The 21,808-nt window shown below is 72.9% G+C and carries 16 protein-coding genes; 8 read left to right on the forward strand and 8 right to left on the reverse strand.

The features are described from left to right. Positions 1-34: 34 nt before the first annotated feature. Complete coding sequence (locus AB0M54_RS13225) at positions 35-853, forward strand: isocitrate lyase/phosphoenolpyruvate mutase family protein (protein WP_364470908.1); 819 nt, start codon at positions 35-37, stop codon at positions 851-853. Here the strand turns inward: AB0M54_RS13225 and AB0M54_RS13230 are convergent. From AB0M54_RS13230 to AB0M54_RS13240, 3 genes are all read right to left on the reverse strand, one after another. Then, entirely contained in the window at positions 846-1,697 is an 852-nt protein-coding gene (locus AB0M54_RS13230) for a phosphotransferase (protein ID WP_364470910.1), read from the reverse strand. The two genes, AB0M54_RS13225 and AB0M54_RS13230, sit on opposite strands and share 8 nt — an antisense overlap. Positions 1,698-1,719: 22 nt before the next feature. Beyond that, positions 1,720-3,510 (reverse strand): VWD domain-containing protein, encoded by a 1,791-nt coding sequence (locus tag AB0M54_RS13235; protein WP_364470912.1) that lies wholly within the window; start codon positions 3,508-3,510, stop codon positions 1,720-1,722. Positions 3,511-3,602: 92 nt separating this feature from the next. Next, on the reverse strand, positions 3,603-5,738 hold the full coding sequence (locus AB0M54_RS13240; protein WP_364470914.1) for an NB-ARC domain-containing protein: 2,136 nt from the start codon (positions 5,736-5,738) through the stop codon (positions 3,603-3,605). A gap of 85 nt (positions 5,739-5,823) precedes the next feature. On the opposite strand from AB0M54_RS13240, the gene AB0M54_RS13245 reads away from it, so the two are divergent. The 4 genes from AB0M54_RS13245 to AB0M54_RS13260 all read left to right on the forward strand — a co-directional run bounded on the left by AB0M54_RS13245 (position 5,824) and on the right by AB0M54_RS13260 (position 9,919). Continuing rightward, positions 5,824-6,489: a BTAD domain-containing putative transcriptional regulator gene (locus AB0M54_RS13245; RefSeq protein WP_364317550.1), complete on the forward strand. Its 666-nt coding sequence runs from the start codon at positions 5,824-5,826 to the stop codon at positions 6,487-6,489. After that, positions 6,486-7,742 (forward strand): hypothetical protein, encoded by a 1,257-nt coding sequence (locus tag AB0M54_RS13250; RefSeq protein WP_364317548.1) that lies wholly within the window; start codon positions 6,486-6,488, stop codon positions 7,740-7,742. Before AB0M54_RS13245 ends, AB0M54_RS13250 begins: the two co-directional genes overlap by 4 nt. A 131-nt stretch (positions 7,743-7,873) precedes the next feature. After that, positions 7,874-9,031, forward strand: a complete 1,158-nt coding sequence (mycP, locus tag AB0M54_RS13255; protein ID WP_364318124.1) for a type VII secretion-associated serine protease mycosin — start codon at positions 7,874-7,876, stop codon at positions 9,029-9,031. A gap of 72 nt (positions 9,032-9,103) precedes the next feature. Further along, positions 9,104-9,919, forward strand: a complete 816-nt coding sequence (locus AB0M54_RS13260) for an AfsR/SARP family transcriptional regulator (RefSeq protein WP_364470916.1) — start codon at positions 9,104-9,106, stop codon at positions 9,917-9,919. Here AB0M54_RS13260 and AB0M54_RS13265 read toward each other — a convergent pair whose 3' ends face one another. Further along, positions 9,920-11,173, reverse strand: coding sequence for a P-loop NTPase fold protein (locus tag AB0M54_RS13265; protein WP_364470918.1), 1,254 nt, complete (start codon positions 11,171-11,173; stop codon positions 9,920-9,922). It abuts the gene before it with no gap. A gap of 76 nt (positions 11,174-11,249) precedes the next feature. Between AB0M54_RS13265 and AB0M54_RS13270 the strand changes: the two genes are divergently transcribed. Beyond that, positions 11,250-13,871 carry an AAA family ATPase gene (locus AB0M54_RS13270; protein ID WP_364470920.1) on the forward strand — a complete coding sequence of 874 codons (2,622 nt, stop codon included), beginning with the start codon at positions 11,250-11,252 and terminating at the stop codon, positions 13,869-13,871. Here AB0M54_RS13270 and AB0M54_RS13275 read toward each other — a convergent pair. Beyond that, a complete protein-coding gene (locus tag AB0M54_RS13275) occupies positions 13,861-15,300 on the reverse strand; it encodes an FAD-dependent oxidoreductase (RefSeq protein WP_364470922.1) in 1,440 nt (479 codons plus the stop codon). The genes AB0M54_RS13270 and AB0M54_RS13275 overlap by 11 nt on opposite strands. Positions 15,301-15,396: 96 nt before the next feature. Between AB0M54_RS13275 and AB0M54_RS13280 the strand changes: the two genes are divergently transcribed. Further along, complete coding sequence (locus tag AB0M54_RS13280) at positions 15,397-18,174, forward strand: AAA family ATPase (protein ID WP_364470924.1); 2,778 nt, start codon at positions 15,397-15,399, stop codon at positions 18,172-18,174. Here AB0M54_RS13280 and AB0M54_RS13285 read toward each other — a convergent pair. Further along, positions 18,146-19,690, reverse strand: coding sequence for an NAD(P)/FAD-dependent oxidoreductase (locus AB0M54_RS13285; protein WP_364470926.1), 1,545 nt, complete (start codon positions 19,688-19,690; stop codon positions 18,146-18,148). The two genes, AB0M54_RS13280 and AB0M54_RS13285, sit on opposite strands and share 29 nt — an antisense overlap. Before the next feature lie 91 nt (positions 19,691-19,781). Here AB0M54_RS13285 and AB0M54_RS13290 point away from each other — a divergent pair, with 91 nt between their 5' ends. After that, positions 19,782-20,348: a helix-turn-helix domain-containing protein gene (locus AB0M54_RS13290; protein ID WP_364317539.1), complete on the forward strand. Its 567-nt coding sequence runs from the start codon at positions 19,782-19,784 to the stop codon at positions 20,346-20,348. Positions 20,349-20,427: 79 nt separating this feature from the next. Here AB0M54_RS13290 and AB0M54_RS13295 read toward each other — a convergent pair whose 3' ends face one another. Both AB0M54_RS13295 and AB0M54_RS13300 read right to left on the reverse strand, forming a co-directional pair. Then, on the reverse strand, positions 20,428-20,907 hold the full coding sequence (locus AB0M54_RS13295; RefSeq protein WP_364317538.1) for a hypothetical protein: 480 nt from the start codon (positions 20,905-20,907) through the stop codon (positions 20,428-20,430). A 62-nt stretch (positions 20,908-20,969) separates the two neighbouring features. Then, the gene (locus tag AB0M54_RS13300; protein WP_364470928.1) at positions 20,970-21,509 is read right to left on the reverse strand and encodes a hypothetical protein; all 540 of its coding nucleotides are present in this window, start codon (positions 21,507-21,509) and stop codon (positions 20,970-20,972) included. Between the last annotated feature and the right edge of the window lie 299 nt (positions 21,510-21,808).

The raw sequence follows: 21,808 nt of genomic DNA on the forward strand, positions 1-21,808 counted from the left end.
GCGTCGGTGCGCCCCGCCGACCAGACTCCTCGAAATGACTGACGAGAGAACGATCCAGCGGGCGCGGGTTCTGCGGGAGCTGCACGAGCGGTCGGTGCTGGTGCTGCCGAACGCCTGGGACGCGGCCAGCGCGGCCCTGGTGGCGCGGGCCGGCGCGGCGGCGGTCGCGACCACCAGCGGCGGGGTGGCCTGGGCGCTGGGCCGGGGCGACGGTGAGGGCCTGACCAGGGACGAGATGGTGGCCGCGGTGGCCCGGATCGTCGCCGCGGTCGAGGTGCCGGTGACGGCCGACGTCGAGGGCGGCTACGGCGACACCCCGGAGGACGTGGCCGAGACGGTCCGCGCGGTGCTGGCCGCCGGTGCCGCCGGCGTCAACCTCGAGGACGCCCGCTCGTCGGACGGCACCCTGCGTTCCGTCGCCGAGCAGTCGCGACGCGTCCGGGCCGCCCGGGAGGCCGCCATCCCGGAGTTCGTGATCAACGTGCGCACGGACGTCTACCTCCGCCAGGTCGGCGACCCGGCTGGGCGCCTGGACGACGTCCTGGCCCGGGCCGGCGGTTATGCCAAGGCCGGCGCCGACTGCCTGTTCGTCCCGGGCCTGCTCGACCTGGGAACGTTGGGCCGGCTCACCGAGGCGTCGCCGCTGCCGGTCAACGCGATGACCGGCCCGGGCGGGCCGACCGTGGCCGAGCTGACCGCCGCCGGCGTACGCCGGATCAGCGTGGGCACCGCGGTGGCGCAGGCCGCCTACGCCGTGGCCGACCGCGCCGCCCGTGAGCTGCTGACCACCGGCACCTTTGCCGCGCTGACCCCGAACCTCGACTACCCGGAGCTGAACGCGCTGCTCACCTGACCCAGAAGTCCGTTGGCAGCGCCTCGATGTGGTCGGCGGACTGTTCCATGTAGCCCGCGACCGACGCCAGCGCGGTCGCGGCCGGATCGCCGGCCTCGGCCATCTCACGCATGGTCGCGGCCTGCCGCCGGGCGCGCCCCACCACGGTGGCGCCGAAGGCGTGCCGGTCACCGTCGTAGCCGTACGCGTCGAGCAGGAGATGAAGACGGCGCGACCGGTCCGCGCTGTGGTGGAAGCCGATCCCCTCCGCGATCTCCGGCGGGCACAGCGGCACCCACCAGAGCGCGGCGAGCGCCAGGTCGAACTCCCGCGTCGACGGGAACGCCGAGTCCCAGTCGAAGAAGCCGACCAGCCGGTCACCGTCGAGGACCGCCGCGTTGTACGGGGCCACGTCCTGATGACCGATGACCAGACCCGGTTCCATCGTCCGCCCGGTGAACCACTGAGCGTCCGCCGGTGGCACGAAGCCGGCCGTCACGTCGTGGAGGCGTCGCATCCATCGGCCGACCTGGGTGAGCAGCACGTCGGTGAACGACCAGACCGGCCAGGGGACCTGGCCGGCGGCCGTCTCGCCGGGCAGGAAGGTGAGCATCTCGCGGCCCTGGTCGTCGAAGCCGAGCACCCGGGGAGCACCGTCGAAGCCGGCGTCCTCCAGATGTCGCAGCAACGCGTGCACCGTGGGTGTCCACGGGAAGGTCTGCTTGTGGACGACGTCGCCGATCCGCGCGGCGCCGACGGTGTTCCCGCCGGCCAAGGCCTCTTCGGTCATGCCGTGGTTATAGCCCTCGTCGAGCGACGGCGACACTCGATTACGGACGCCGGCCCGGCGGCGGGTGACCGCCACCGGGCCGGCTGTCGGATGTGGGTCAGTTGCCGTCCAGGAGCGGCGGCTTCTTGCCGACGTAGACCCCGGCGGCCTCCTTGCCGAGGACCGCGACGTCGAGCGTGCACGCCTCGAGCCACCCGGCGGCGATCTCCTTCTGCCGGCAGATCGACAGGGCCCGGTCACGGATCTTCGGGTCCAGGTCGCGGGCGAAGAACGGCTTGTCCGGGTTGCTCTCCTCGGTCTTCTCACCGCAGACCGAGAGCAGCGACTCGGACGGCTTCACCCGCCAGCTGTCGCCGAACTTGTGGTACAGGTCGCCGAACGACAGCGGCACCTGGAAGATCGTCCCGTCGCGCGCCTCGAGCAGCTTGATGTTGTTGTCGGGGTTGCCGAGCAGGCCACGGACCTTCGCCGGCCAGGTGCCCAGGCCGACCTCCACGTCGAGGTACGCGCCGCGCGGCGTGACGACGACGCTGTTGCCACTTTCGTCGGTCACCACGTACGCGCCGCCCGACGTAAGAGTGACGTTCACGCCGGACTTCAGGACCAGGGGCTCGTCCTTGAGTTCGACCTTCTCGCCGTCGACGATCAGCGACCTGCCGCCGCAGACCGCAACCTCGGACTTGCCCATCCGGGTGCCGATGGCCTGGTTGACCGACGCGTTCGGCCAGGTCGGGGCGCCGGAGATGTGCCGTGCCTGCACCTCGAAGCCGGTGCCGACCTCGGCGAGCGTGTAGTCGCCCACGCCCTGGAAGTCGTAGTACAGGCCGGCGAGGGTGTGCGCGTGCACGTCGCCGATGGTGACGCCGGCCGCGCAGCCCGGAACGTTGGCGCCGTCGTGCTGCTTGAAGATCAGGGCCGGTCCGGCTCCGCTCTCGGCCGGCGCGTCGGGGCCGAAGTTGAGGTTGTTGGTCTCGCCGGTGAACCCGGTCGCCACGCAGGTCGGCTTGTCCCGGCCGCCGTAGAGGACCCGGTTCCGCACGGTCATCGAGTTGCCGGGGTCGAAGCTGAACATGCCGCCGCCGTCCTCGTTGCCACCGAGGCCGAAGACGTTGAACTCGGAGGTGTCCCAGCCGGCCGCCGCGTTGACCGAGTTGTCGCCGGTCCGGGTGAAAGCGGTCGTCCCGACGAACAGCGTCGCGCTGTCCGCCGTCGCGCTGACCTGGCCGGCCAGGCTCAGGTTGGCCAGGTTGTCGATCGGCTGGTTCGGCACCAGGGTGGCGCCCCCGCTGTTGTTGCGGAAGCAGTAGATGTCACCGACGCCGCCGAACTGGAACTGGTTCCAGCCGCCGGGGCAGGTGGTGTTGAAGTTGAGCAGCCAGTACTGGATGAAGACGAAGCCGTTCGACCCGTCGTTGGCGTGGACGAACTGCTCCCACCCCCGGCAGCCCGGGTTCGGCGACCCGGCGCAGGCCGTGCTGGCGAAGAAGTTCGTGTTCATCTGCAGCGTGTACGCGTCCTCGATCAGCGCGCCCGCGTTGCCGATCGGTCCCCGGCCGCCGGTGACGTTGACGTCCTCGAACGTGCCGATCGAGGTCTGGATGAAGTTCCCGGCCGGCACCCGCGCCGACAGGTCGGTGCCGTTGCCGATCACGAGCGGCCGGGCGCCGGCCTTGGGCGGCATCGGGATGGCCGGTGGCGCGGCACACGCGGCCGGCCGCCAGTTGGTGCTCGGGTACTCGGTGGTGAAGCACCCCTTGGACGCCGGCCGGGCCACCTTGGAGACCGAATTCTGCCAGTCCCCGATGCCCGGAGTTGGAGCCGCGTGAGCCGCAGTGGCGCCGGCTAACACGACGATGAGGGCACACAGCGTGCCCAGAACTTTCCTCATGGCCGTTCCTCCCCCAACACAAGCCACGAAATGGTCGTGCAAAGGAGACGGCTTCGGCTGCTTCCGAAACAACGCCAGAAGTGCTGTAGAGGCTATGTCGGATACCCGAAACGTCGCATGAGCCGGCGCAGTTTCGCCTCCGATCCGGACTGGCCGAGCCGCTCGTAGAGCCGCAGGGCCGTGCCGAAGTGCTCGTGCGCCGGCTCGAACTCCTCCTGCGCGTGGTAGTCGGCGCCGACGCAACGGTGGGTGAGCGCGAGGATGTGCTCGTTACCCTCCGCGATCTCCATCGCCGACCGGTGGTAGCGCAGGGCGGTGGAGACGCCGATCTCGAAGTGGGCCGATCCGAGGTTGTTGAGGAAGATCGCCTCGCGGGCCCGGTCGCCCAGCTTCCGGCTCAGCTCGACGCCCTGCTGGGTCAGCGCGAGGACGCGGTCGAAGTCGCGCTGCCGGAACGCCGCCACACTGTGCGCCTCCAGGGTGCGCATCGTGCCGACCTCGTCGGAGTTGACCCGGGCCAGCGCGTACGCCGAAGCGAAGGTCTGCTCCGCCTCGTCGTGCCGGCCATCCTCGGCCAGGGCCTTGGCGATCACGCTCAGCAGGATCACCCGGCGCTGCGGTGTCGGCGCGAGTTCCAGCGCGGCCCGGTAATGGGTCACCGCGGCCGCGAAGTCCTCCTCGTGGAAGCTGGCGTTGCCGCGCTTGCTCAGCAACAGATGCCGGTCGCCGAGGCCGGACTCGACGGCCCGGTCGAGCAGCCGCAGCAGCGGGAGGGTGTGACCGTGCGTGTCCAGGTAGCCGCAGGAGGCCAGCTGCTCGACGATGGTCGGGTCGAGCGCCGCCTCGGCCACGATGTTGTCCAGCTCGCGGGCCAGAAGATCATGATCCGACGCGTACGCCAGGACGAAGTCCCGCACCCGGGCCGGCGCCGGCGGCAGCACCGACCGCGCGTAGGCGACCGTCAGGTCGTGCAGCACGTAGACGCCCGCCGAGCGCTTCGCGAAACTCACGTCGACCAGCGCGTTGAGCGCCGCCCGGGACCGGTTGAGGCTGATGCCGAGGCAGCACGACAGCAGCTCCGGCGTGACCGTTCCGCTGGCCAGCGACCCGATCGCGCCGAGGGCGGCACGGGCGTCGGCCTGGGGGAGGGCGTCGATCGTGGTGTCGAGCAGCCGCCGCGCGTTCTCCCGGCCGGGCGCGGCGAACCCGGCCGGCATGGCCAGGTCGTGCGGCGCGCCGTCGACCTCCTTGCGCAGGTCGGCCGGGGTGAGCGCGTACTGGCGCAGGCGGTGCCCGGCGATCTCGATCAGGTACGGGTGGTGCCGCAGGTCGCGGCACAGGGCGGCGGCGTCGGGATGCGAGGCGTACGTGTCGTCGTGCGCGTGATGGGCCAGCAGCCTGGCCGCCTCGGCCGGGTCGAGCCCGTCCACCTCGACCTGATGCTCCACGCCCAGCTTGAGCCGCGACGTGACCAGGACCGCGATGCCGGCCGGGATCGCCCGCAGCACGGTGTGCAGGGCGGACGCGTTCCAGACGTCGTCGAGCACGCACAGCCGTACGCCGAGCTCCTCGAGCTGGTGGCCGATCATGAGAAGCCGCGCGTCGCCCTCGGGCCCGCCGCCGCCGAGGCCGAGCGCCGTGGCCAGGCACCGGGCCAGCCCGTCGAGCAGCACGTCGGAGTCCGCGTCCCCGGTGCGCAGCCACAGGTACGGCCCCTTGCGCGCGTCCACCGACCGGTCGGCGACGGTGGCCGCGATCGCGGTCTTCCCGGCGCCGCCCAGCCCGTGCAGCAGCACCCGTCCGCCCTCGTCGAGCCGGGCGCTCACCGTCTCGATCACCCGCTGACGGCCGACCATCAGCTCGGGCCGGTGCAGCCGGTTGGCCGCGCGGTCGAACAGGAGCACGTCCAGCCGCGACGTGTCGGCGGCCCACCGCGGTTCCGGGTTCGAAGACCGGCGATCGTTGCGTACGGTCGCAGCCGCGCGCCGCAACGATTCGGCCCGCGCCGGGTCGCCGTCCAGATAGGTCACGATCTCGCGCAGCCGTTCCGGGCCGATCGGGCGGGCGCCGGTGAAGAACGCCGACACGGTGGCCGCGACCAGCCCGACCGCCTTGCCGATCCGGGCCATCGACGGCTGTCCGTGCGCCCGGTGCAGGGCGTCCAGATATTCCAGCAGGTCGCGTTCCGGTCCGCCGGTCGGCCACCGGTGCTTGCTGAACCCGGCCACCGGCGCCTCCCGTCCGTCAGCAGAACGTCAGCAGTTCCGCAGCAACCCTGTTCCGGTTGTACCGGGTCCGCGCACGCTGGCCCACATGCAATCACGCTTACGGATCGCGGGGTTCGGGATCTTCTCCGCCGAAGTGGACGGACTGCCCGCCGACCTGCCGCCCATCACCCGTACCGTCCTGGCCCGCCTGGTCCTGGCCCGCGGCGCCCTGGTCTACGCCGACGACCTGCACCGCGACGCCTGGCCCGACCCGGCCGGGCAGATCCGGCGCGAGCAGCGCGTCGGCGTCCACAAGCGCATCGGCGAGCTTCGCCGCTGCCTCCCGCCCGGCCTGCTGGTCACCGAACGCGCGGCCCGCACCGGCTACCGCCTGCTGCTCGACGGCGACGAGGTGGACCTCTACGTCTTCGCCGACCTGGTGTTCCGGGCCGCCGTAGCGCCGGACGAGATCGCCGTCGACCTGCTGATCGCGGCCCTGGCCATGTGGACCGAGCCGCCGCTGCTCGGCCTGCCGGAGAAGCCGTTCGTCACCGAGCACGTGGACCGGCTGGTCCGGCTGCGCGACCGGGCCTGCCGCGCGCTGGTCGCCGCCGGTCGCGCCCTGGGCCGCACCCGCGACGTGATCACCGCGCTGGATCGCCTCCAGGCCGGCAATCCGGACGACAACGGACTCCGCGCGTACGCCGCGGATCCGCTTTCCGTCACTTCCGTTGTGCTCGCCGGTCCGTCCGGCCAGATTGCTGTTCCATGAGACGTCTCCTGGGGGCCGCGCTGGCCCTGCTGATCGTGACCGCTCCGGCCTCACCGGCCGTCGCGAAGGTGCCCGTCCGGCCGGTACCCGGGAACGTCGCCGTGGTCGTGGTCGACGACTTCGGTCTGGGCAGGAACCCCAAGGCCCGCACGGGTACGCGGACCGACAACTGCACGGTCGGCGCCAACGAGGTCGGCTCCACCGGCGCCGGGGACGACCTCCCGCCGTCCGGCTATTCGCACGGCGATCTCGTGTACCGCGTACTCAAGGACGATCTTTCCGTGGTGGCGGGGACGGCGCCGGACGTCGACACGGCGGCGATGACACAGTGGACGTACGTCATCGGCGGTGAGAAGTACGCGCTGCGTGAGGTGCCGGTGCACGCCGACCGTTACCGGGTCGACGAGCTGCTGGCCGGCCTGCGCACCCAGATCGAGGCGCTGCGCAAGGACGGCTTCGACCGCATCGTGCTCAACCTCAGCTTCGTGGTCGTCCCGTGCGACGTGGTCGGCTGGCTCGACGAGAAGTCCCTGAACGAGCTGCTGGCCGCCTACGACGAGATGGTGAGCAACGACGCGACCGGCGACCTGAAGGACGCGCTGCGGGACTACCTGGACGGTTCCGGCCGGCTCGACCCCGCGCTGGTCCGCGGCGGCGCCTTCACCACCCGGGTGCTGCGCGACGACCGCCTGGCCGTGCTGCGCTCGCCGCTGACCGGCGCGTTCTACCGCACCGTCGACGTCCGCGAGTTCAACCCCGGCAAGCGCCCGCTGGCCGGCATCATCCACGACCAGGCCTGGACCAGCTTCCGCCACGACCTGATCGAGCCCGACGGCCCGCTGACCGTCGTACCGGTCGGCGCCGCCGGCAACGGCGTGAAGGACGCCAAGGGCAACCGCATCGGCCTGCCGTTCCCGTTCGCGCCCGCGCTGTGGGACTTCGTGGTCAGCGCCAGTGTGGACGCCGAACCGTCGATCGCCGCCCGCTTCAACTCGGGCGAGGTCAAGCTCGACGCCACCGGTCCCGCGGCCCTGCTGCCCGGCAGCTTCGGCAGCTCGTTCGCGGCGCCGAGGCTGAGCGCCCTGCAGGCCAAGTACCTGGCCGAGACCGGCGCGAGGGCCTGCGGCGGCACCCCGTCCCTGGGCTACGTCGACCTGACCGGCTCGCCCACGCTCGACCTGACCACCGCCTCGCCGTGGAAGAACGAGGGCAAGGCGGCCTGGCCCGGCATCTGCGCGAACTTCCCGGGCTGAGGCCTTTCCCAGGGTCCTCGTCAAAGGGGTAATCTGCCCGCATCGATCGGCGTCCCCGTCCGGTCCCGGCAGATGGGCATCGTCGACCCGTGAGCGGATGGAAGAGGCTCTGCCGGCGTGTGGTGGCCGGGTTGTCCGCCGGCGTGGTCGCCGTCCTCGGGGTGCCCGCCACAGCGGCGCGGGCCGGCGACACCGTCCGGTCCGAGCAGTGGCATCTCCGTACGCTGAACGTGGCCGGGGCCTGGACCTGGTCGCAGGGCGCCGGTGTCACGGTCGCGGTGATCGACTCCGGGGTGGACGCCCGCCAGGTCGATCTGCGCGGCCAGGTGCTGCCCGGCCTCGACCTGGTCGACACCGAGGGCGACGGCGACACCGACCTGGTCGGGCACGGCACCACGGTGGCGGCGATCATCGCGGGCAAGGACGACGCCGCGGGTGTGGCCGGCATCGCCCCCAAGGCCAGAATCCTTCCGGTACGCGTGCTCGACCAGACCAACCGGTACAACGACGCGCTGGTGGTGGCCGAGGGCGTCCGGTGGGCGGTCGACCACGGCGCCAAGGTGATCAACCTGTCGCTCGGCGGCGGCGCCGGCAGCGCGGCCCTGGCCGCGGCCATCGACTACGCCTTCGCCAAGGACGTCGTGGTGGTCGCCTGCACCGGCAACGTGAGCGCGTCGACCACGAACGCGGTGTGGTACCCGGCCCGGGAGCCCGGCGTGATCGCCGTGTCCGGGGTGGACCGTTCCGGCGACGCGCTCTGGTCCGGCTCGAACTACGGTCGCGAGACGGCGGTCACCGCCCCCGCGGCCCACATCGTCGGCATCTATCCCGACGGCTACAACAAGGCCAGCGGCACCAGCTTCGCCGCGCCGATCGTCGCCGGCACCGTGGCGCTGGTCCGGTCCCGCTGGCCGTCGATGCCGGCCGGCGAGGTGGTCAACCGGATCCTCCGGACCGCCCGCGACCGGGGTCCCGAGGGCCGCGACGAGAAGTACGGCTTCGGCCTGGTCGACCCGACCGGCGCGCTGACCGCGGAGGTCCCGGCGGTGGAGGGCAACCCGCTCGACACCTCGCCGGCGCCCGGGCACGCCCGGCTCGGCACCCCCGGCGCCTCCGGCTCGGCCCCGCTCGGCGACCGCGCCCAGGCCGACCGCGCCGCCGCGGACGCCGGCGCCTCGGCCGCGTCACCGGCCGGCGACGAGAGCAGGTCCCGCCTCTGGTGGCCCGCGGCGGCCCTCCTCCTCCTCACGGCCGGCCTCGGCGTGGCGATCATCCGCCGCTCGTCCTAGCCTCGCCACGCGTTGTTCGACCTGGATCGAATGGCTCGGACACGCGGCCCGGTCCTGCGGTGTGCTGTGGTCATGGTTTCCGTCGGCATTCTGGGTCCGCTGACCGTGACCGTGGACGGGCGGGACGTCACACCGAGCGCCGCCCGGCTGCGGACCGTCCTGGCCGTCCTGGCATTGTCGGCCGGCACCCCCGTGTCGGCCGGCCGCCTGGCCGCCGCCGTCTGGGACGAGGACCTGCCGGCCAGCACCCGCCGCACGCTGACCGTCTACCTGACCCGGCTGCGGCGGCTGCTCGGCGCGGCGTCGATCCACACCGGACCGGCCGGCTACACGCTGGTGGCCGACCCGGACCGGGTGGACGCGCTGCGCTTCACCCGGCTCCTCGACGAGGCCGCCGGGGCGGGCGACGCCCGTACCGAACGAAAGATCCTCGGCCTAGCCCTGGATCTGTGGCGCGGCCCGGCCCTGGCCGACATGCCTTCCGCCTGGCTGGCCGACGTCGAGGCGACCCGGCTGACCGACCTGCGGCTGTCCGCCCTGGACCGCCGCATCACCCTGGACCTGGCCGGGCACCACCACGACGGCCTGAGCGCCGAGCTGCGTGCCCTGACCGCGCGCCACCCCCTGCGCGAGACCTTCTGGGCCCACCTGATCACGACCCTGCACCGAACCGGCCGCCGAGCCGACGCCCTGGCCGCCTACCAGCGCCTCTACCGCCTCCTGGCCGACGAGCTGGGCATCGAACCGGGCCCGGAGGCCCAGGCCGCCCACCGCCGCGTCCTCGCCGCCGCCCCGGGCCGGTCCCGCCGCCGCCCGGCCCCGCACTGGCCGGCCTGCCCGTCCCGGGCCCCGCACCGGCGGAACGCGGCCGCGACGACCCGGGGGTGATCAGCGTTCCAGGCCGGGGCCCGAGAGCCGGGCCACATCCAGCATGCGGATGACCTCGGCCGGGCTCGGCCGGGCCAGGCCGGGATGGAACAGCACCGCGCGAGCCCGCTCGTCGGGGACCTGTTCCGGCCGGTCGGCCGACCACAGGGAGGCATCACGGGCCAGGGCGTGGAAGGTCGGCCGGAACTCGCTCTGGATGATCAGAAGGGCGGCCAGCTGGATCTCCTGGGCGCGGCTCGGCCGGGGCGACACCGAGGTGTCCCGCCGGCGGATGGCGAGGGCCAGGTTGAGCACGTTGACGAACCGCTTGACCCGCCGCGGATTGTGCCCGAGACCGGTCTCGATCAGTTTCCAGAGGACCGGATCCGCCCCGAGGTCGCCCAGGGCCGGGCCGAAGGCACGTCGCACGGCGGCGAACTGGATCCGCGGCAGGTGGAACGGAAGCTGGATGATCTTCTCGAGGTAGGCGCCGCCGTCCGCCGCCACCTCGGAGCCGAACTTCGTCGAGGCGATCGAGCCGAGGAGGTCGATGTCCATCGCCAGCACGAAGACGCAGCGGGCGTCGCCGATGAAGAGCTTCATCGCCTCCAGCACGCTCAGGGCGGACTCCGGCGTACAGCGGTCCAGGTCGTCGACGAAGACGAACAGTTTTCCCCCGGGCGGGAGCACGGCGTCGACGGCGGCCGCGAAGTCGGCCTCGAAACGGTTGATCTCGGCGTAGTGCTGCCGGTTCTCGGCCGTCACGGCGTCGATCACCGACGTCACGTCGGCGGCGGGCACGAGCCCGCCGCTGGCCAGGTTGGCCGCGATCCCGGCACCGGCCCGCAACCCCAGCCAGGACACGGCCCGGGCCATCCGGGTGACCCGCTCGCCGCCGCGCTCCTCCTCGAAGGCCACCTCGGCCAGCAGGGACTGGAGCAGCGCGGCCCAGACCTCGACCTTCTGGTCGTACTTCCATGGGTTGAACCACACGGCCCGGTCGGTCGGCGCACCGGTCAGCAGGTCCTGCCACATGCGCATGAAGCTGGACTTGCCGGAACCCCAGGAGCCGAAGACCCCGACCGTCAGCGGGAGGGAGTCCGCCCGGACGACGACGTCGTGCAGTTCCTCGACGTACGTCCGGAAACCGAACAGGTCGCCGTCGACCGCCGGGACCGGGTTGTCGGACAGTGGCGTGATCAGGTCGTCCTCCCTGAGGTGTGACGTGATCGGACCGTATCGGTCGACGCCGAGCCGGACAAACCGGCCGATCATCGGATTTGCCTGCTGCTCGCTTCGTGTTGAGCTGACGGACAGCTCACGCCAAGTCGATAGCCTGGAGGAATCCGCGGTGTTTGTCGGTTCGGAACGACTGTCCGTGGTGGACCGGCTCGTCACCACGTTCGACGAGGTTCGCCACGCCTGCACGCCGCGGATGATCGCCCTCGTCGCCTCACCCGGCTGGGGCAAGACCCGGATCGTCCAGGAGTTCTACGCCCGGCTCGCCGCCGTGCAGCCGGCGCCCGGCTACTGGTCGCCCTCCCTGGTGGACAGCCCCGACGCCGCCTCGGCCACCTTTGTGGACGTCACCACCAGCCGCAAGGTCGTCCGGCACCGGCGGCTGACCGTGCCGGCCGACACGGTCCCGCCCTGGTTGTGGCTCGCCCCGGCCAGCAGCCGGCTCGGCGACGGCTCGTGCGGCCCGGCTCTGGAGTCGATGGCCGACCAGTTGGCGCCGCATCTCGGGCCGGTGCTGCAGGCGATCGCCGCGCGCGGTGCGCTCGACGACTCGATCCTGGCGGCGGTGGCCGCGGCCGTGCCCCTGAGACATCTGGTCAACCTGAGCCCGATCACTCCCGAGCTGTCCCAGCGCCTCCTCCGGCTGTCGGTCGACCGCATCGTCCCCGGCACCGCCGAGCTGACCGCCGGTCTGGGTAACGCCTTCGCCGCCCTGCTCCGGGCCGCCGCGGACGGGCTCGGTGGCGACCGGCTCGGCGTCGTCGTCGTGCTGGACGACGCCCACGATCTCGACCGGGCCACCGTCGACTTCGTCACCGAGATCCTCAGCGGCAGCGTGCCGGTGCTCTTCGTCGCGACGACCTGGCCGGACCCACCGGGCGGTGACGCCATGCCGTCGCCCTTCACCGCGTACCTCGCCGAGGCGGCCGACGCCGAACGGGTGCATCGCGAGGTGCTCGCCCGGCTCGACCCCGACGATCTGGTGGACTACGTCCGGGCCCAATTCCCGGAGACCGACCCCGGGGTCGCGTTCCGGCTCGCCCAGCGGGCCGACGGCAACCCCTACGCCCTGCGGCTGCTCCTCGACACGCCGCGGGTCCGGTCGGCGACCGGCAACGGCCGCATCGTGCTGGACGCCGACGAGATCGAATCGATCAACGGTGGTCTCGACAGCCTGCTGCGCGAGCACTGGGCCCGGCTGACGGCCGGCGTGCAGCAGACCCTGGCCACGGCGGCCATGCTGGGGCAGTCGTTCGTCGACGACGTCCTGCTGTCGGCCCTCGAAGCGCTCGACACGGAGTCCGGCAGCGGACTGGCCGAGGCGCTCGCCAGCGCCTGGATCCGGCCCGCCGGTGAACCTGTCCGGGTCATCGAGTTCATCGAGCGCATCCGCTACGAGCTCGCCCGCGACGCCGTCGTCAACGTGCTCTCGCCCAAGGTCCGCGAGCTGATGCTGCACGCGGCGTTGCGGACCGTACGCCGCCTGCTGGACAGCTCGGACAAGGAGTACCGGCAGACGCTGCTCGCCCTGCACGTCGGCCTGGCCCAGGACGGCGCCGAGCCCGATCTGGTGCGGGCCGCGCAGAGCGCCGGCGAACTGGCCGACATCGCCCGGGAACAGCACCGCCGTGCGGAAGCCATCCGCTACCTGGACCGCGCCATCGAATGGCTGGAGAAGGGCGACGACGTCGAGCCGTCGATGCTGGCCGGCTTCTACACCGCGCTGGCCGAGAACCAGGTGCTCGAGCTGAGCCGGGCCAGGAGCGAGCCCGCCGCCCTCAGGGCCCGGGAGATCGCCACCGCCGGCCTCGGGCCGCACGACGAGGTCCGCCTGCACGCCCAGCTCGCCGTCTTCCGGGCCTGGCTCCGCCGGGATGACCCGGAGGTGTTCCAGCGGGCCATCGATCTGCTGCACGAGATCGAGGCCAACCTGCCGCAGGAACCGTCGCCGTTGCTGGTCCGTAGCCTCTGGGCGGCGCAGCGCAACGTGTTCAGCCTCGAAGGCGCCCACGAGGACGCCCGCCGGCGGGCCGGGGAGCTGGTGGCGTTCTGCGAGGAGCACCTGGGCACCCACAACCGGTGGACGCTCGACTCGATGGAGCAGACGGCGTTCCAGGCGGTCCGGTGCAACGACCTCGACGAGGCCGTCCGCGTACGCCGGGCGGTCCTGAGCCGACGTATCGACACCATCCCGGTGACCGGCCGGATGCCCGCCGCCCTGGCCCAGCACAACCTCGCGAGTGTCCTGGCCCGGCTGGGGGATGACCAGCACCTGGCCGAGGCGGAGGAGCACGCGGAGGCGGTGCTCGCCACCTGGTCGAGGGTGTACGGGATGACCACCGGCAGGTCGTGCATGGCTCGGCTCATCCGGGCCCGCGTGTGGCAGCAGCAGGGCCTGTCGGCCGAGAAGCGGGGTGACGAGGAGGTGGCCGCTGACCTGTACCGGCGCGCGGCCGGTGAGACCGCGGCCGTCCTAGAGCTTCGGGCCGGCGCGTTGCCCGCCTCCCGGGCGATCGCCCTGATGCGCCACGGCTGGTCGTTGGCCGCGACCCGCGATCGGCAGGGTGTGACGCTGCTGAGGCAGGCTCTCGCCATCCGTGAGAATGACCTTCGTCAGGATCACACCTTCTGGGTGGCCCGCGAATGCGCCGGCTTCCTGGTCTGGGCCTATCAGCGGTTCGGCCTCGAGCTGGAGGCGGGGTCGGTGATCCGCCGGTACCAGCTCACCGGCTGAGAGGTAGCGGCTGCCCGCACCACTCCCGGACGGCGGCGAGGGTCTCGTCGGCCGGGAGCATGCGGTCGGAGGCCCAGGCGACGTAGCCGTCCGGGCGTACCAGAACCATCGCCGGACCCGGCAGCGCCTCGCGCCGGACCACCTTGACCCCCGGCACCTCGCCCAGGGCCAGCGGCGAGCGGGTGACCAGCACGAACCGGCCGTCGCGAAGCTCGGTGTAGAGCCGGTCGACGTCGGGCATCCGGCGGCCGGTCCACCGGTGGGCGCCGGACGTGCGGGCCGGGTACGCGATGCCGACGCCGCTGATCCGGCCGGCGATCATGCGGCGGGTGCGGTGGAACCGGAAGATCGCGCGCATCACCAGCGCCTGGGCGATGGTGCGCGGGTGCTTGCGGCCGAGGACCATGCCGTTGAAGGCGTCGGTGAGCCGCAGGACCTGCTCGCCGACCGGGTGCCGTTCGGACTCGTAGCTGTCCAGCAGCCACGGGGCCGCCGTTCCGTGCACCGCCGCGGCCAGTTTCCAGCCCAGGTTCATCGCGTCCTGGATGCCGGTGTTCATGCCCTGGCCGCCCAGCGGGGAGTGGACGTGCGCGGCGTCGCCGGCCAGGAAGACCCGGCCCGAGCGGTAGTGGGACGCCTGGCGGCGCTCGCTGAGGAACCGGCTGGTCCAGCGCGGCTCGCTCATGCCCAGGTCGCTGCCGGCGATGCGCCGGAAGGCGTCGCGCATCTCGTCGTAGGTGACCGGCTCGCTCAGCGGCGTCCGGTCGCGCCGGCGGTCCCAGGCGATGGCCCGGAACCAGCCGTCGCCGAACGGCACGATGATCACCGCGCCGTCCTCGCCGGTCCGGGCGAACATCGCCTCGGCCGGCGGCTCGGAGAGGTGCACGTCGGCGAGCAGGATGTGGGTCTCGTACTGCTTCCCGGCGAAGTCGATGCCGGCCATCCGCCGCACGGCGCTGTGCGCGCCGTCGCAGCCGGCCACGAAGCGGGCCCGCTCGGTGTGCGGGTTCTCGCCGCCCACCTCCAGGATCACGCCGTCGTCGTCCTGGCGCAGGCCGAGCACCTCGGCGCCGGTGACGATCTCCACGCCGAGCCGCTCGGCCCGGGCCCGCAGCGCCTTCTCGGTGCCGCTCTGCGGCGCGATGAAGATCATCGGGTAGCGGGTGTCGAGGATGTTCAGGTCGAGGGCCGCGCCGGGCAGGGGCGCGATGCGGGTGACGGGTACGCCGTGCTGGAGCACCTCGTCGGCCAGGCCGCGGGCGTCGAGCAGTTCGAGCGTACGGGCGTGCAGCGCGAACGCCCGGGTGATGTTGGGGTCCTCGCGCCGCCTCTCCAGCAGGCGCACGTGGACACCGGCGAGCGCGAGCTCCCCGGCCAGGGCGAGTCCGGTGGGTCCGGCCCCGACGACGATCACATCGGCCGAGTTCATGGCGGTTCCTCTTCTCGTTGTTCGGATGGACCCAGCCTGCGGGTCGGCGTACGTCGATCGAATCGGTGATGTCACCGGTCCCGTAGCATCGGCGGCATGCTGCACGGGCGGCGCGACGAGTGCACGCTCATCGATGGCCTGCTCGCCGCGGCCGCCGATGGGCAGAGCGGTTCGCTCGTCCTGCGCGGTGAGGCGGGCATCGGCAAGTCGGCCCTTCTCCGGTACGCCGAAGAGCAGGCCACCGGCATGCGCGTCCTGCGCGGCACCGGCATCGAGTCCGAGTCGGAGTTCCCGTTCGCCGCCGTCCACCAGGTGTTGCGGCCGGTCGCCGAGCTGATCGAGGTGATACCGGAACGGCTCGGCGCGGCCCTCCGCGGCGCGTTCGGCCTCGGCCCGGTGACCGGCCCGGACCGCTTCCTGGTCTCGCTCGCGGTGCTCAGCGTGCTGGCCGAGGCGGCCGAGGAACGCCCGCTGCTCTGCCTGGTCGACGACGCGCACTGGCTCGACGGCGCCTCGGCCGGCGCGCTGACCTTCGCCGCCCGGCGGCTCGGCTCGGAGGGCGTGGTGATCCTGTTCGCGGCCCGTGACCACTTCGACGCCGCCGGGCTGCCCTCACACACGCTCACCGGCCTCGACGAGCCGGCGGCCGGCGCGTTGCTCGGCGCCGGGCTCTCCGCCGCGGTCCGCGACCGCCTGGTGGCCAGCACCGCCGGGAACCCCCTGGCCCTGCTCGAGCTGCCCGGCTCGCTGTCGGCCGACCAGCTCTCCGGCCGCGAGTCGCTGCCCGAGCGTCTGCCGGTGGGCGCGGGGGTGGAGCAGGTCTTTCTCGATCGGGTACGCCGTGAGCACCCGTCCACGCAGACGCTGCTCCTGGTCGCGGCGGCCGAGGACAGCGGCGAGCTGGCGCCGGTCCTGCGCGCCGCCGACCGGCTCGGCGTCCCGTCCGGCGCGCTGGACGCCGCCGAGAAGGCGGGCCTGGTCCGGGTCGACGCCGGGACGGTCGTGTTCGGCCACCCGCTGGTCCGTTCGGCCGTCTACCGGGGCGCGACCTTCTGGCAGCGCCGCGACGCGCGGCTGGCCCTGGCCTCGGCGCTGGACGGCGACGAGAACGCCGACCGCCGGGCCTGGCACCTGGCCGCGGCCGCGCTCGGCCCGGACGACGAGGTCGCCGCCGAACTGCACCGCACCGCCGACCGGGCCCGCTCCCGGGGCGGGCACGCCGCCGCGGCGACGGCTCTCGAACGGGCGGCGACGTTGACCGCCGACGCGGCGCTGCGGGGCGAACGGCTGGTCCTCGCGGCCGCGTCGGCCTGGCAGGCGGGCGCCCCGGAACGCGCGACCGGGCTGCTCGACCGCGTGGTCGCCGCCTCGCCGGCCCTGCGGTGCCGGGCCGACCACCTGCGCGGGTCGATCGAGTCGGTCTGCGGCGAGCTGACCGCGGCGTACGCGATCCTGACCGGCGCCGCCGCCGATGCCGGCCCGGTGGCCGCCGCGCAGATGCTCACCGAGGCCGGGCAGGCGGCGTGGCTGGCCGGTGACGCCGCCGGACTGCGCGAGGCCGGTCGCCGGCTGGCCGCCCTGCCGATGCCGGACGCCGCGATCCCGCTCAGCGCCCAGCTCGTGCAGGGCTTGGACGGCCTGCTCAGCGGGGACACGGCGGCCGCCGCCCGGCACCTGCGCGCCGCCGCGGCCACCTTCTCCGGCTTTTCCGCACCCGCGCTGCCGGGCATTGTCACCGCGGCTCCTTCACCCGCGGCTCCTCAGCGCGCGGCTCCTCAGCTCGCGGCCGGCGGCGCGGATCTGCGGGCGATGATGATCACCGCGGCCGGGGCGATGTTCCTCGGGGATGACGCGGTGGCGGTCGGGTTGTTCACCTCCGCGGTGGCCCGGGCGCGGTCGGCCGGCGCCGCGTCGATGTTGCCCGCGCTGCTCGCGCCGCTGTCCTCGCTGGAAGGCTGGACCGGCCGGTTCGCCGCGGGCACGGCCGACGCCACCGAGGGCCTGCGTATCGCGACCGAGACCGGCCAGGACAACCCGGCCGCGCACCTGCGCGCGGTGCTGGCCTGGATCGACGCGGCGCACGGCCGGGATCGGGAGTGCCGGGACCACGCGGCGGCCGCCCTGACGCACGCGATCGGACATCGGCTCGGTCCCGCCGCGGGCATCGCGTCGTGGGCCCTGGGCCTGCTCGATCTCACCGCCGGCCGTCCCGGTCAGGCCCGCGACCGGCTGGTGGCGCTGGCCGTGGCCGGGCCGGGGGAGTCCCACCCGATGGTCGGCGTCTTCTCGGCCGCCGACCTGGTCGAGGCCGCCGTCCGCACCGGCGACCGGGCCACGGCCGAGGCCGCGCTGACCCGGCTGTCCACCTGGACCGCGGACACCGGGTCGGCGTGGGGCGCGGCGCTGGTGGCCCGCAGCCGGGGGCTGCTGTCCGACGACGACCGGGACTTCGCCGAGGCACTCGATCGGCACGCGACCGGCGGGCGGCCGTTCGACTCCGCGCGTACCCGGCTGCTCTTCGGCGAAGCCCTGCGCCGGCGCCGGAAGCGGACCGAGGCCCGCACCCACCTGCGGGCCGCACACGAATCGTTCGAGCGGCTCGGGCTGGCCGGGTGGGCCGAGCTGGCCGCGAACGAGCTGCGGGCCACCGGCGAGACCGCCCGCAAGCGCGACCCGAGCACCACCGGCGAGCTCACGCCGCAGGAGACGCAGATCGTCCGGATCGTGGGGGAGGGCGCGACCAACCGTGAGGTGGCGGCGCAGCTCTTCCTCAGTCCCCGTACCGTCGACTACCACCTGCGCAAGATCTTCACCAAGCTGGACGTGGCGTCCCGGGCCGAGCTGATCAGGCTGGCGGCGCGGCCGGACCGGTGACTTCGCTGATGCGATCGCCGCTGAACGCCAGGGTCATCATCGTGTGCCGGGCCACGCCGGTGATCGTGTCGCCGTCCACGGTGGCCTCACAGTCGAGCGTGGCCGGGAAGGGCGAGCTGATCCGGGCGCGGAACCGGAGCCGGCCGCCGTCGACACGGGCGCGGTCGAACGGGCGGCCGTCCAGCGAGCCGGTCAGCTCCTGGTCGACGGCCTGGAGGATCAGCTCGGCGGTACGCGTGCCGCCCGGGGTGTCGAACCTGAGCCGCCAGTCGCCGGTCGCCTCGCGGGCCAGCCGGTAGCGGTCGGCGCCCGCCCGATAGGCGCGGTGCGACTCGGCGTGGTCGGGCTCCGGCTGCTCGTCGGTGGCTGATGCCGCGGGGCCGGCTGATGCCTCGGCGGCGGCTGATGCCTCGGCGCCGGCGACGATGCCGAAGAAGCGCCGGGTGGCCAGGTTGGACGAGGCGGCGTACCCGGCCGCGCGGATCTGCATGGCGTGCTCGTAACGGCGTACCGCGTCGTCGAGGGTCTGCTCCTTGGCGAGGGCCCGGGCCAGTTCGGCCGCGTCGAGCAGGGCCAGATTGACGCCGTAGCCACCGAACGGTCCCATCGCGTGGGCGGCGTCGCCGAGCAGGGTCACGCCGGGCCGGTGCGGCCAGGTCATCGGCGTGGGCAGGAACCAGATGCCACGCTCGACGTAGTCGTCGCTGTCGGTGAGGAACGGTTGCAGGCCGGGCGACCAGGCCGCGTACCGCTCACGCAGGTAGGCGTGCAGGCCGGGACGATCATCCACGTGTACGCCGGCCCGCTGCGCCCAGTCGGCCTCGGTGCGCATGGCGAGGTACCCGCGGATCACGCCGTTGCTGTTGCGCTGGGCGATGATCGCGTTGCCGTCGTCGCCGCGGGCGAACATGTGGCCCTTGCCGCCCATCACGGCCGCGAGCGCCGGGTGGCGGCGGTCCGCGTCGTCGTACCGGACGTCGAGGAAGGTGACGCCCGAGTATTCCGGAACCACGTCGCTGACCAGCGGCCGCACCCGGGACCACACGCCGTCCGCCCCGATCACCAGGTCGGCGTCGGTGGTCGTGCCGTTCGCGAAGGCCAGGCGGTGCCGCCCGTCGCCGAGGGCCGTGGCGCCGGTCAGCCGGTGGCCCCAGCGGACGTTCTCCGGGCGCACATGCCCGGCGATGAGCGCGCGCAGCTGACCGCGGTCGATCTCGGGCGCCGCGGTGTCGTCCTCGTCGTGCTGGAACGAGCCCCGCTCGGCGCCGTGCATGTCGATCATGCGCTTGGACTGGTCCTCGGCCCGGGCCACGGTCATGAACTCGTCGAGCAGCCCCGCGTCGGCCAGCGCGATCTGGCCGGTGTCGGCGTGCAGGTCGAGCGAGCCGCCCGCGTCACGGGCGTCGGCCGAGGCGTCGGTGTCGTAGACGGTGGCGGCGATGCCGTGCTGTTGCAGCACCAGGGCGCAGAGCAGGCCGCCGGGCCCGGCGCCGACGATGGCGATGGTCATGGTCATGGAGGTTCCTCCCTCGTTACCAATCAATCGATTGATCGGTAGTACGGACCATAGCCAATCAAGCGATTGGTAATCAAGTAGGATGTGGCCCATGCCGCCCAGAGCCCGCCGCAGCGCCGCCGACACCCGCGCCGAGATCCACCGGGTCGCCCTGGAGCTGTTCACCGAGAAGGGCTTCGACGCCACCACGACCCGCGACATCGCCGCCGCCCTGGGCATGAACCAGTCGTCGCTCTACTACCACTTCGCGGGCAAGGAAGAGATCCTCCGCAGCCTGCTGGAGCAGCGCCGGCGCGACGTCGACACGTTCCTGGAGTGGCTCGAGACGCGGCCGCGGACGCCCGGCCTGCTGCGCGAGGCGGCGTTGCGCTGGCTCGACAACACCGGCGAGGAGCACGTGTACGCCCAACGCTTCGCCCTGGCCAACCAGGCCATCCAGCGGCGGCTGGGCGGCCCCGAGCTGAGCGTGCCGGCCGCCTTCGAACGGGTGGTCGCCCACTTCGCCGGCCCCGGCGCCCCCGCCGCCGACGTCCTCTACATCCGCGCCGTCTTCAACACGGTCGGCTCGGTGCTGGCCGCCACCTACGGCGCCGCCGACGTCAACCCCGCCGACGTCCTGGCCGCCGCCCGCCGCATGGTCCTAGCCTTGACCGCCTAGCGTTGGTCCTAGCCTTGACCGCCTAGCGTTTCGTCCTAGCCTTGACCGCCCAGCGTTCGTCCTGCCGATCGACCGAGCCCTAGACCGCGGCCGCCGCCGCGACCTTCCAGGTGCCGTCGGCGCGGCGCATGGTGAGCACGACCCGGTTCTGGTCGACCTTCTCCCCGCTGATCTTGGCGTTGCGCCGGTACTGGTTGAGGTAGACCAGCACGGTCACGGTGTCACCGCCGACCTCCTCGACCCCGATCGCCGACACCTGGGCCTGCACGATCGCCTTCTCGGTGGTGGCCAGGGGCTTGAGTCCGGCGGTCATCTTCACGTACTCGCCGGAGAAGCCGCCGGTCGTGTAGCGGCTGCCGTTGGCCACGCTCGCGTCCCAGCTCCGGTAGTCGTACGAGAAGATCGCCTGCGCCGCCGTGCTCGCGTCGGCCACCGAGGCCTTGGCCGCCGTGGCCCGCGCGGCTCCCGCGTCGCGCTGCCACCACAGCCAGCCCCCCGCCCCGCCGGCGACCGCAGTCACAACGGCCAGAACCAGCGCCACCCTCTTCCGCCGCGTCATCGCTTCACCTGCCGCACTCGCCTTCACCGGCCTTCACCTGCCGCACCCGCCTGCATCCGGTTTCACCCGACGAACTGGAGCTGGGAGACGAGCCAGCGGCCGCTGGCTCCGTCCTTGGCCAGTCCCACCCGAACCCGGTAGTGCGAGAGCCGCCCGTCCGGCGCCCCTTTGTTCTTCACGGTCGCATCCGCCGCCACCAGCACGACGGCGCTGCGAAGATCGCCCGACACCCATCCGGTACGCAGAACCGTGCCCTTGGAGTCGACCTTGTTCTCGAGCACCGCCTTCCGCACCTGCGCCGAGCCCCGGGTGAACTCCTCCCGGAAGTCGCCGGTGGCCCGGCCGCTGATCCGCTCGATATCGGCGTCCACAGTGGTGGCACTGATCGACATGAAGTCAACCGCCGCCTGCCGAGCCGCCGCGGTCGCCTGCTGATGCGCCTCCTCAGTCCGGCGCTGGTCATAAACGTCTCGCCCCACCAGCCCGCCGCCGACCAGCACGGCCGCCAGCAACACACAGAGCCCAACCACGACGTAGCGCCACCGGCGCGCCAGTGCTTCCGGATCCGCATCCGAGCCCGCGCCTGCGTCCGTGCCGTCCAAGGCCGTATCCGTACCCGCACCCGCGTCCGCAACTGCGCCCGAGCCCGAGCCCGCGTTGCCGCCCGAGCCGACACCCGCGCGCGAAGAAGTCGATCTTGAAGCTTCGCGCGCACCGCCACCGCCCCCACCCCTATGGGTGGGCGGGAATGTAGCAGCGGGCTGTGACGATTCTGCGACGTCATCCACAGGGTCGGAGATTGTGGACAACTCCGAGCCAGACGCGAGCGAAGGGTCAATCGGCGGGTCAGGGACGCGCGGCGTCACCGGCCGCACCCTCTGTGCCCGGGACACCTGGCGGC

Origin of the sequence: Actinoplanes sp. NPDC051470 (assembly GCF_040682035.1) — a bacterium.
Classification (GTDB): domain Bacteria; phylum Actinomycetota; class Actinomycetes; order Mycobacteriales; family Micromonosporaceae; genus Actinoplanes.

Bases quoted from the DNA above. Each gene is read 5' to 3' on its own strand.
- AB0M54_RS13285 (WP_364470926.1), bottom strand. From the start codon at position 19,690: ATGACCATGACCATCGCCATCGTCGGCGCCGGGCCCGGCGGCCTGCTC.
- AB0M54_RS13260 (WP_364470916.1), top strand. From the start codon at position 9,104: ATGGTTTCCGTCGGCATTCTGGGTCCGCTGACCGTGACCGTGGACGGG.
- AB0M54_RS13275 (WP_364470922.1), bottom strand. From the start codon at position 15,300: ATGAACTCGGCCGATGTGATCGTCGTCGGGGCCGGACCCACCGGACTC.
- AB0M54_RS13280 (WP_364470924.1), top strand. From the start codon at position 15,397: ATGCTGCACGGGCGGCGCGACGAGTGCACGCTCATCGATGGCCTGCTC.
- AB0M54_RS13250 (WP_364317548.1), top strand. From the start codon at position 6,486: ATGAGACGTCTCCTGGGGGCCGCGCTGGCCCTGCTGATCGTGACCGCT.
- AB0M54_RS13265 (WP_364470918.1), bottom strand. From the start codon at position 11,173: ATGATCGGCCGGTTTGTCCGGCTCGGCGTCGACCGATACGGTCCGATC.
- AB0M54_RS13290 (WP_364317539.1), top strand. From the start codon at position 19,782: ATGCCGCCCAGAGCCCGCCGCAGCGCCGCCGACACCCGCGCCGAGATC.
- AB0M54_RS13235 (WP_364470912.1), bottom strand. From the start codon at position 3,510: ATGAGGAAAGTTCTGGGCACGCTGTGTGCCCTCATCGTCGTGTTAGCC.
- AB0M54_RS13245 (WP_364317550.1), top strand. From the start codon at position 5,824: ATGCAATCACGCTTACGGATCGCGGGGTTCGGGATCTTCTCCGCCGAA.
- AB0M54_RS13225 (WP_364470908.1), top strand. From the start codon at position 35: ATGACTGACGAGAGAACGATCCAGCGGGCGCGGGTTCTGCGGGAGCTG.
- AB0M54_RS13295 (WP_364317538.1), bottom strand. From the start codon at position 20,907: ATGACGCGGCGGAAGAGGGTGGCGCTGGTTCTGGCCGTTGTGACTGCG.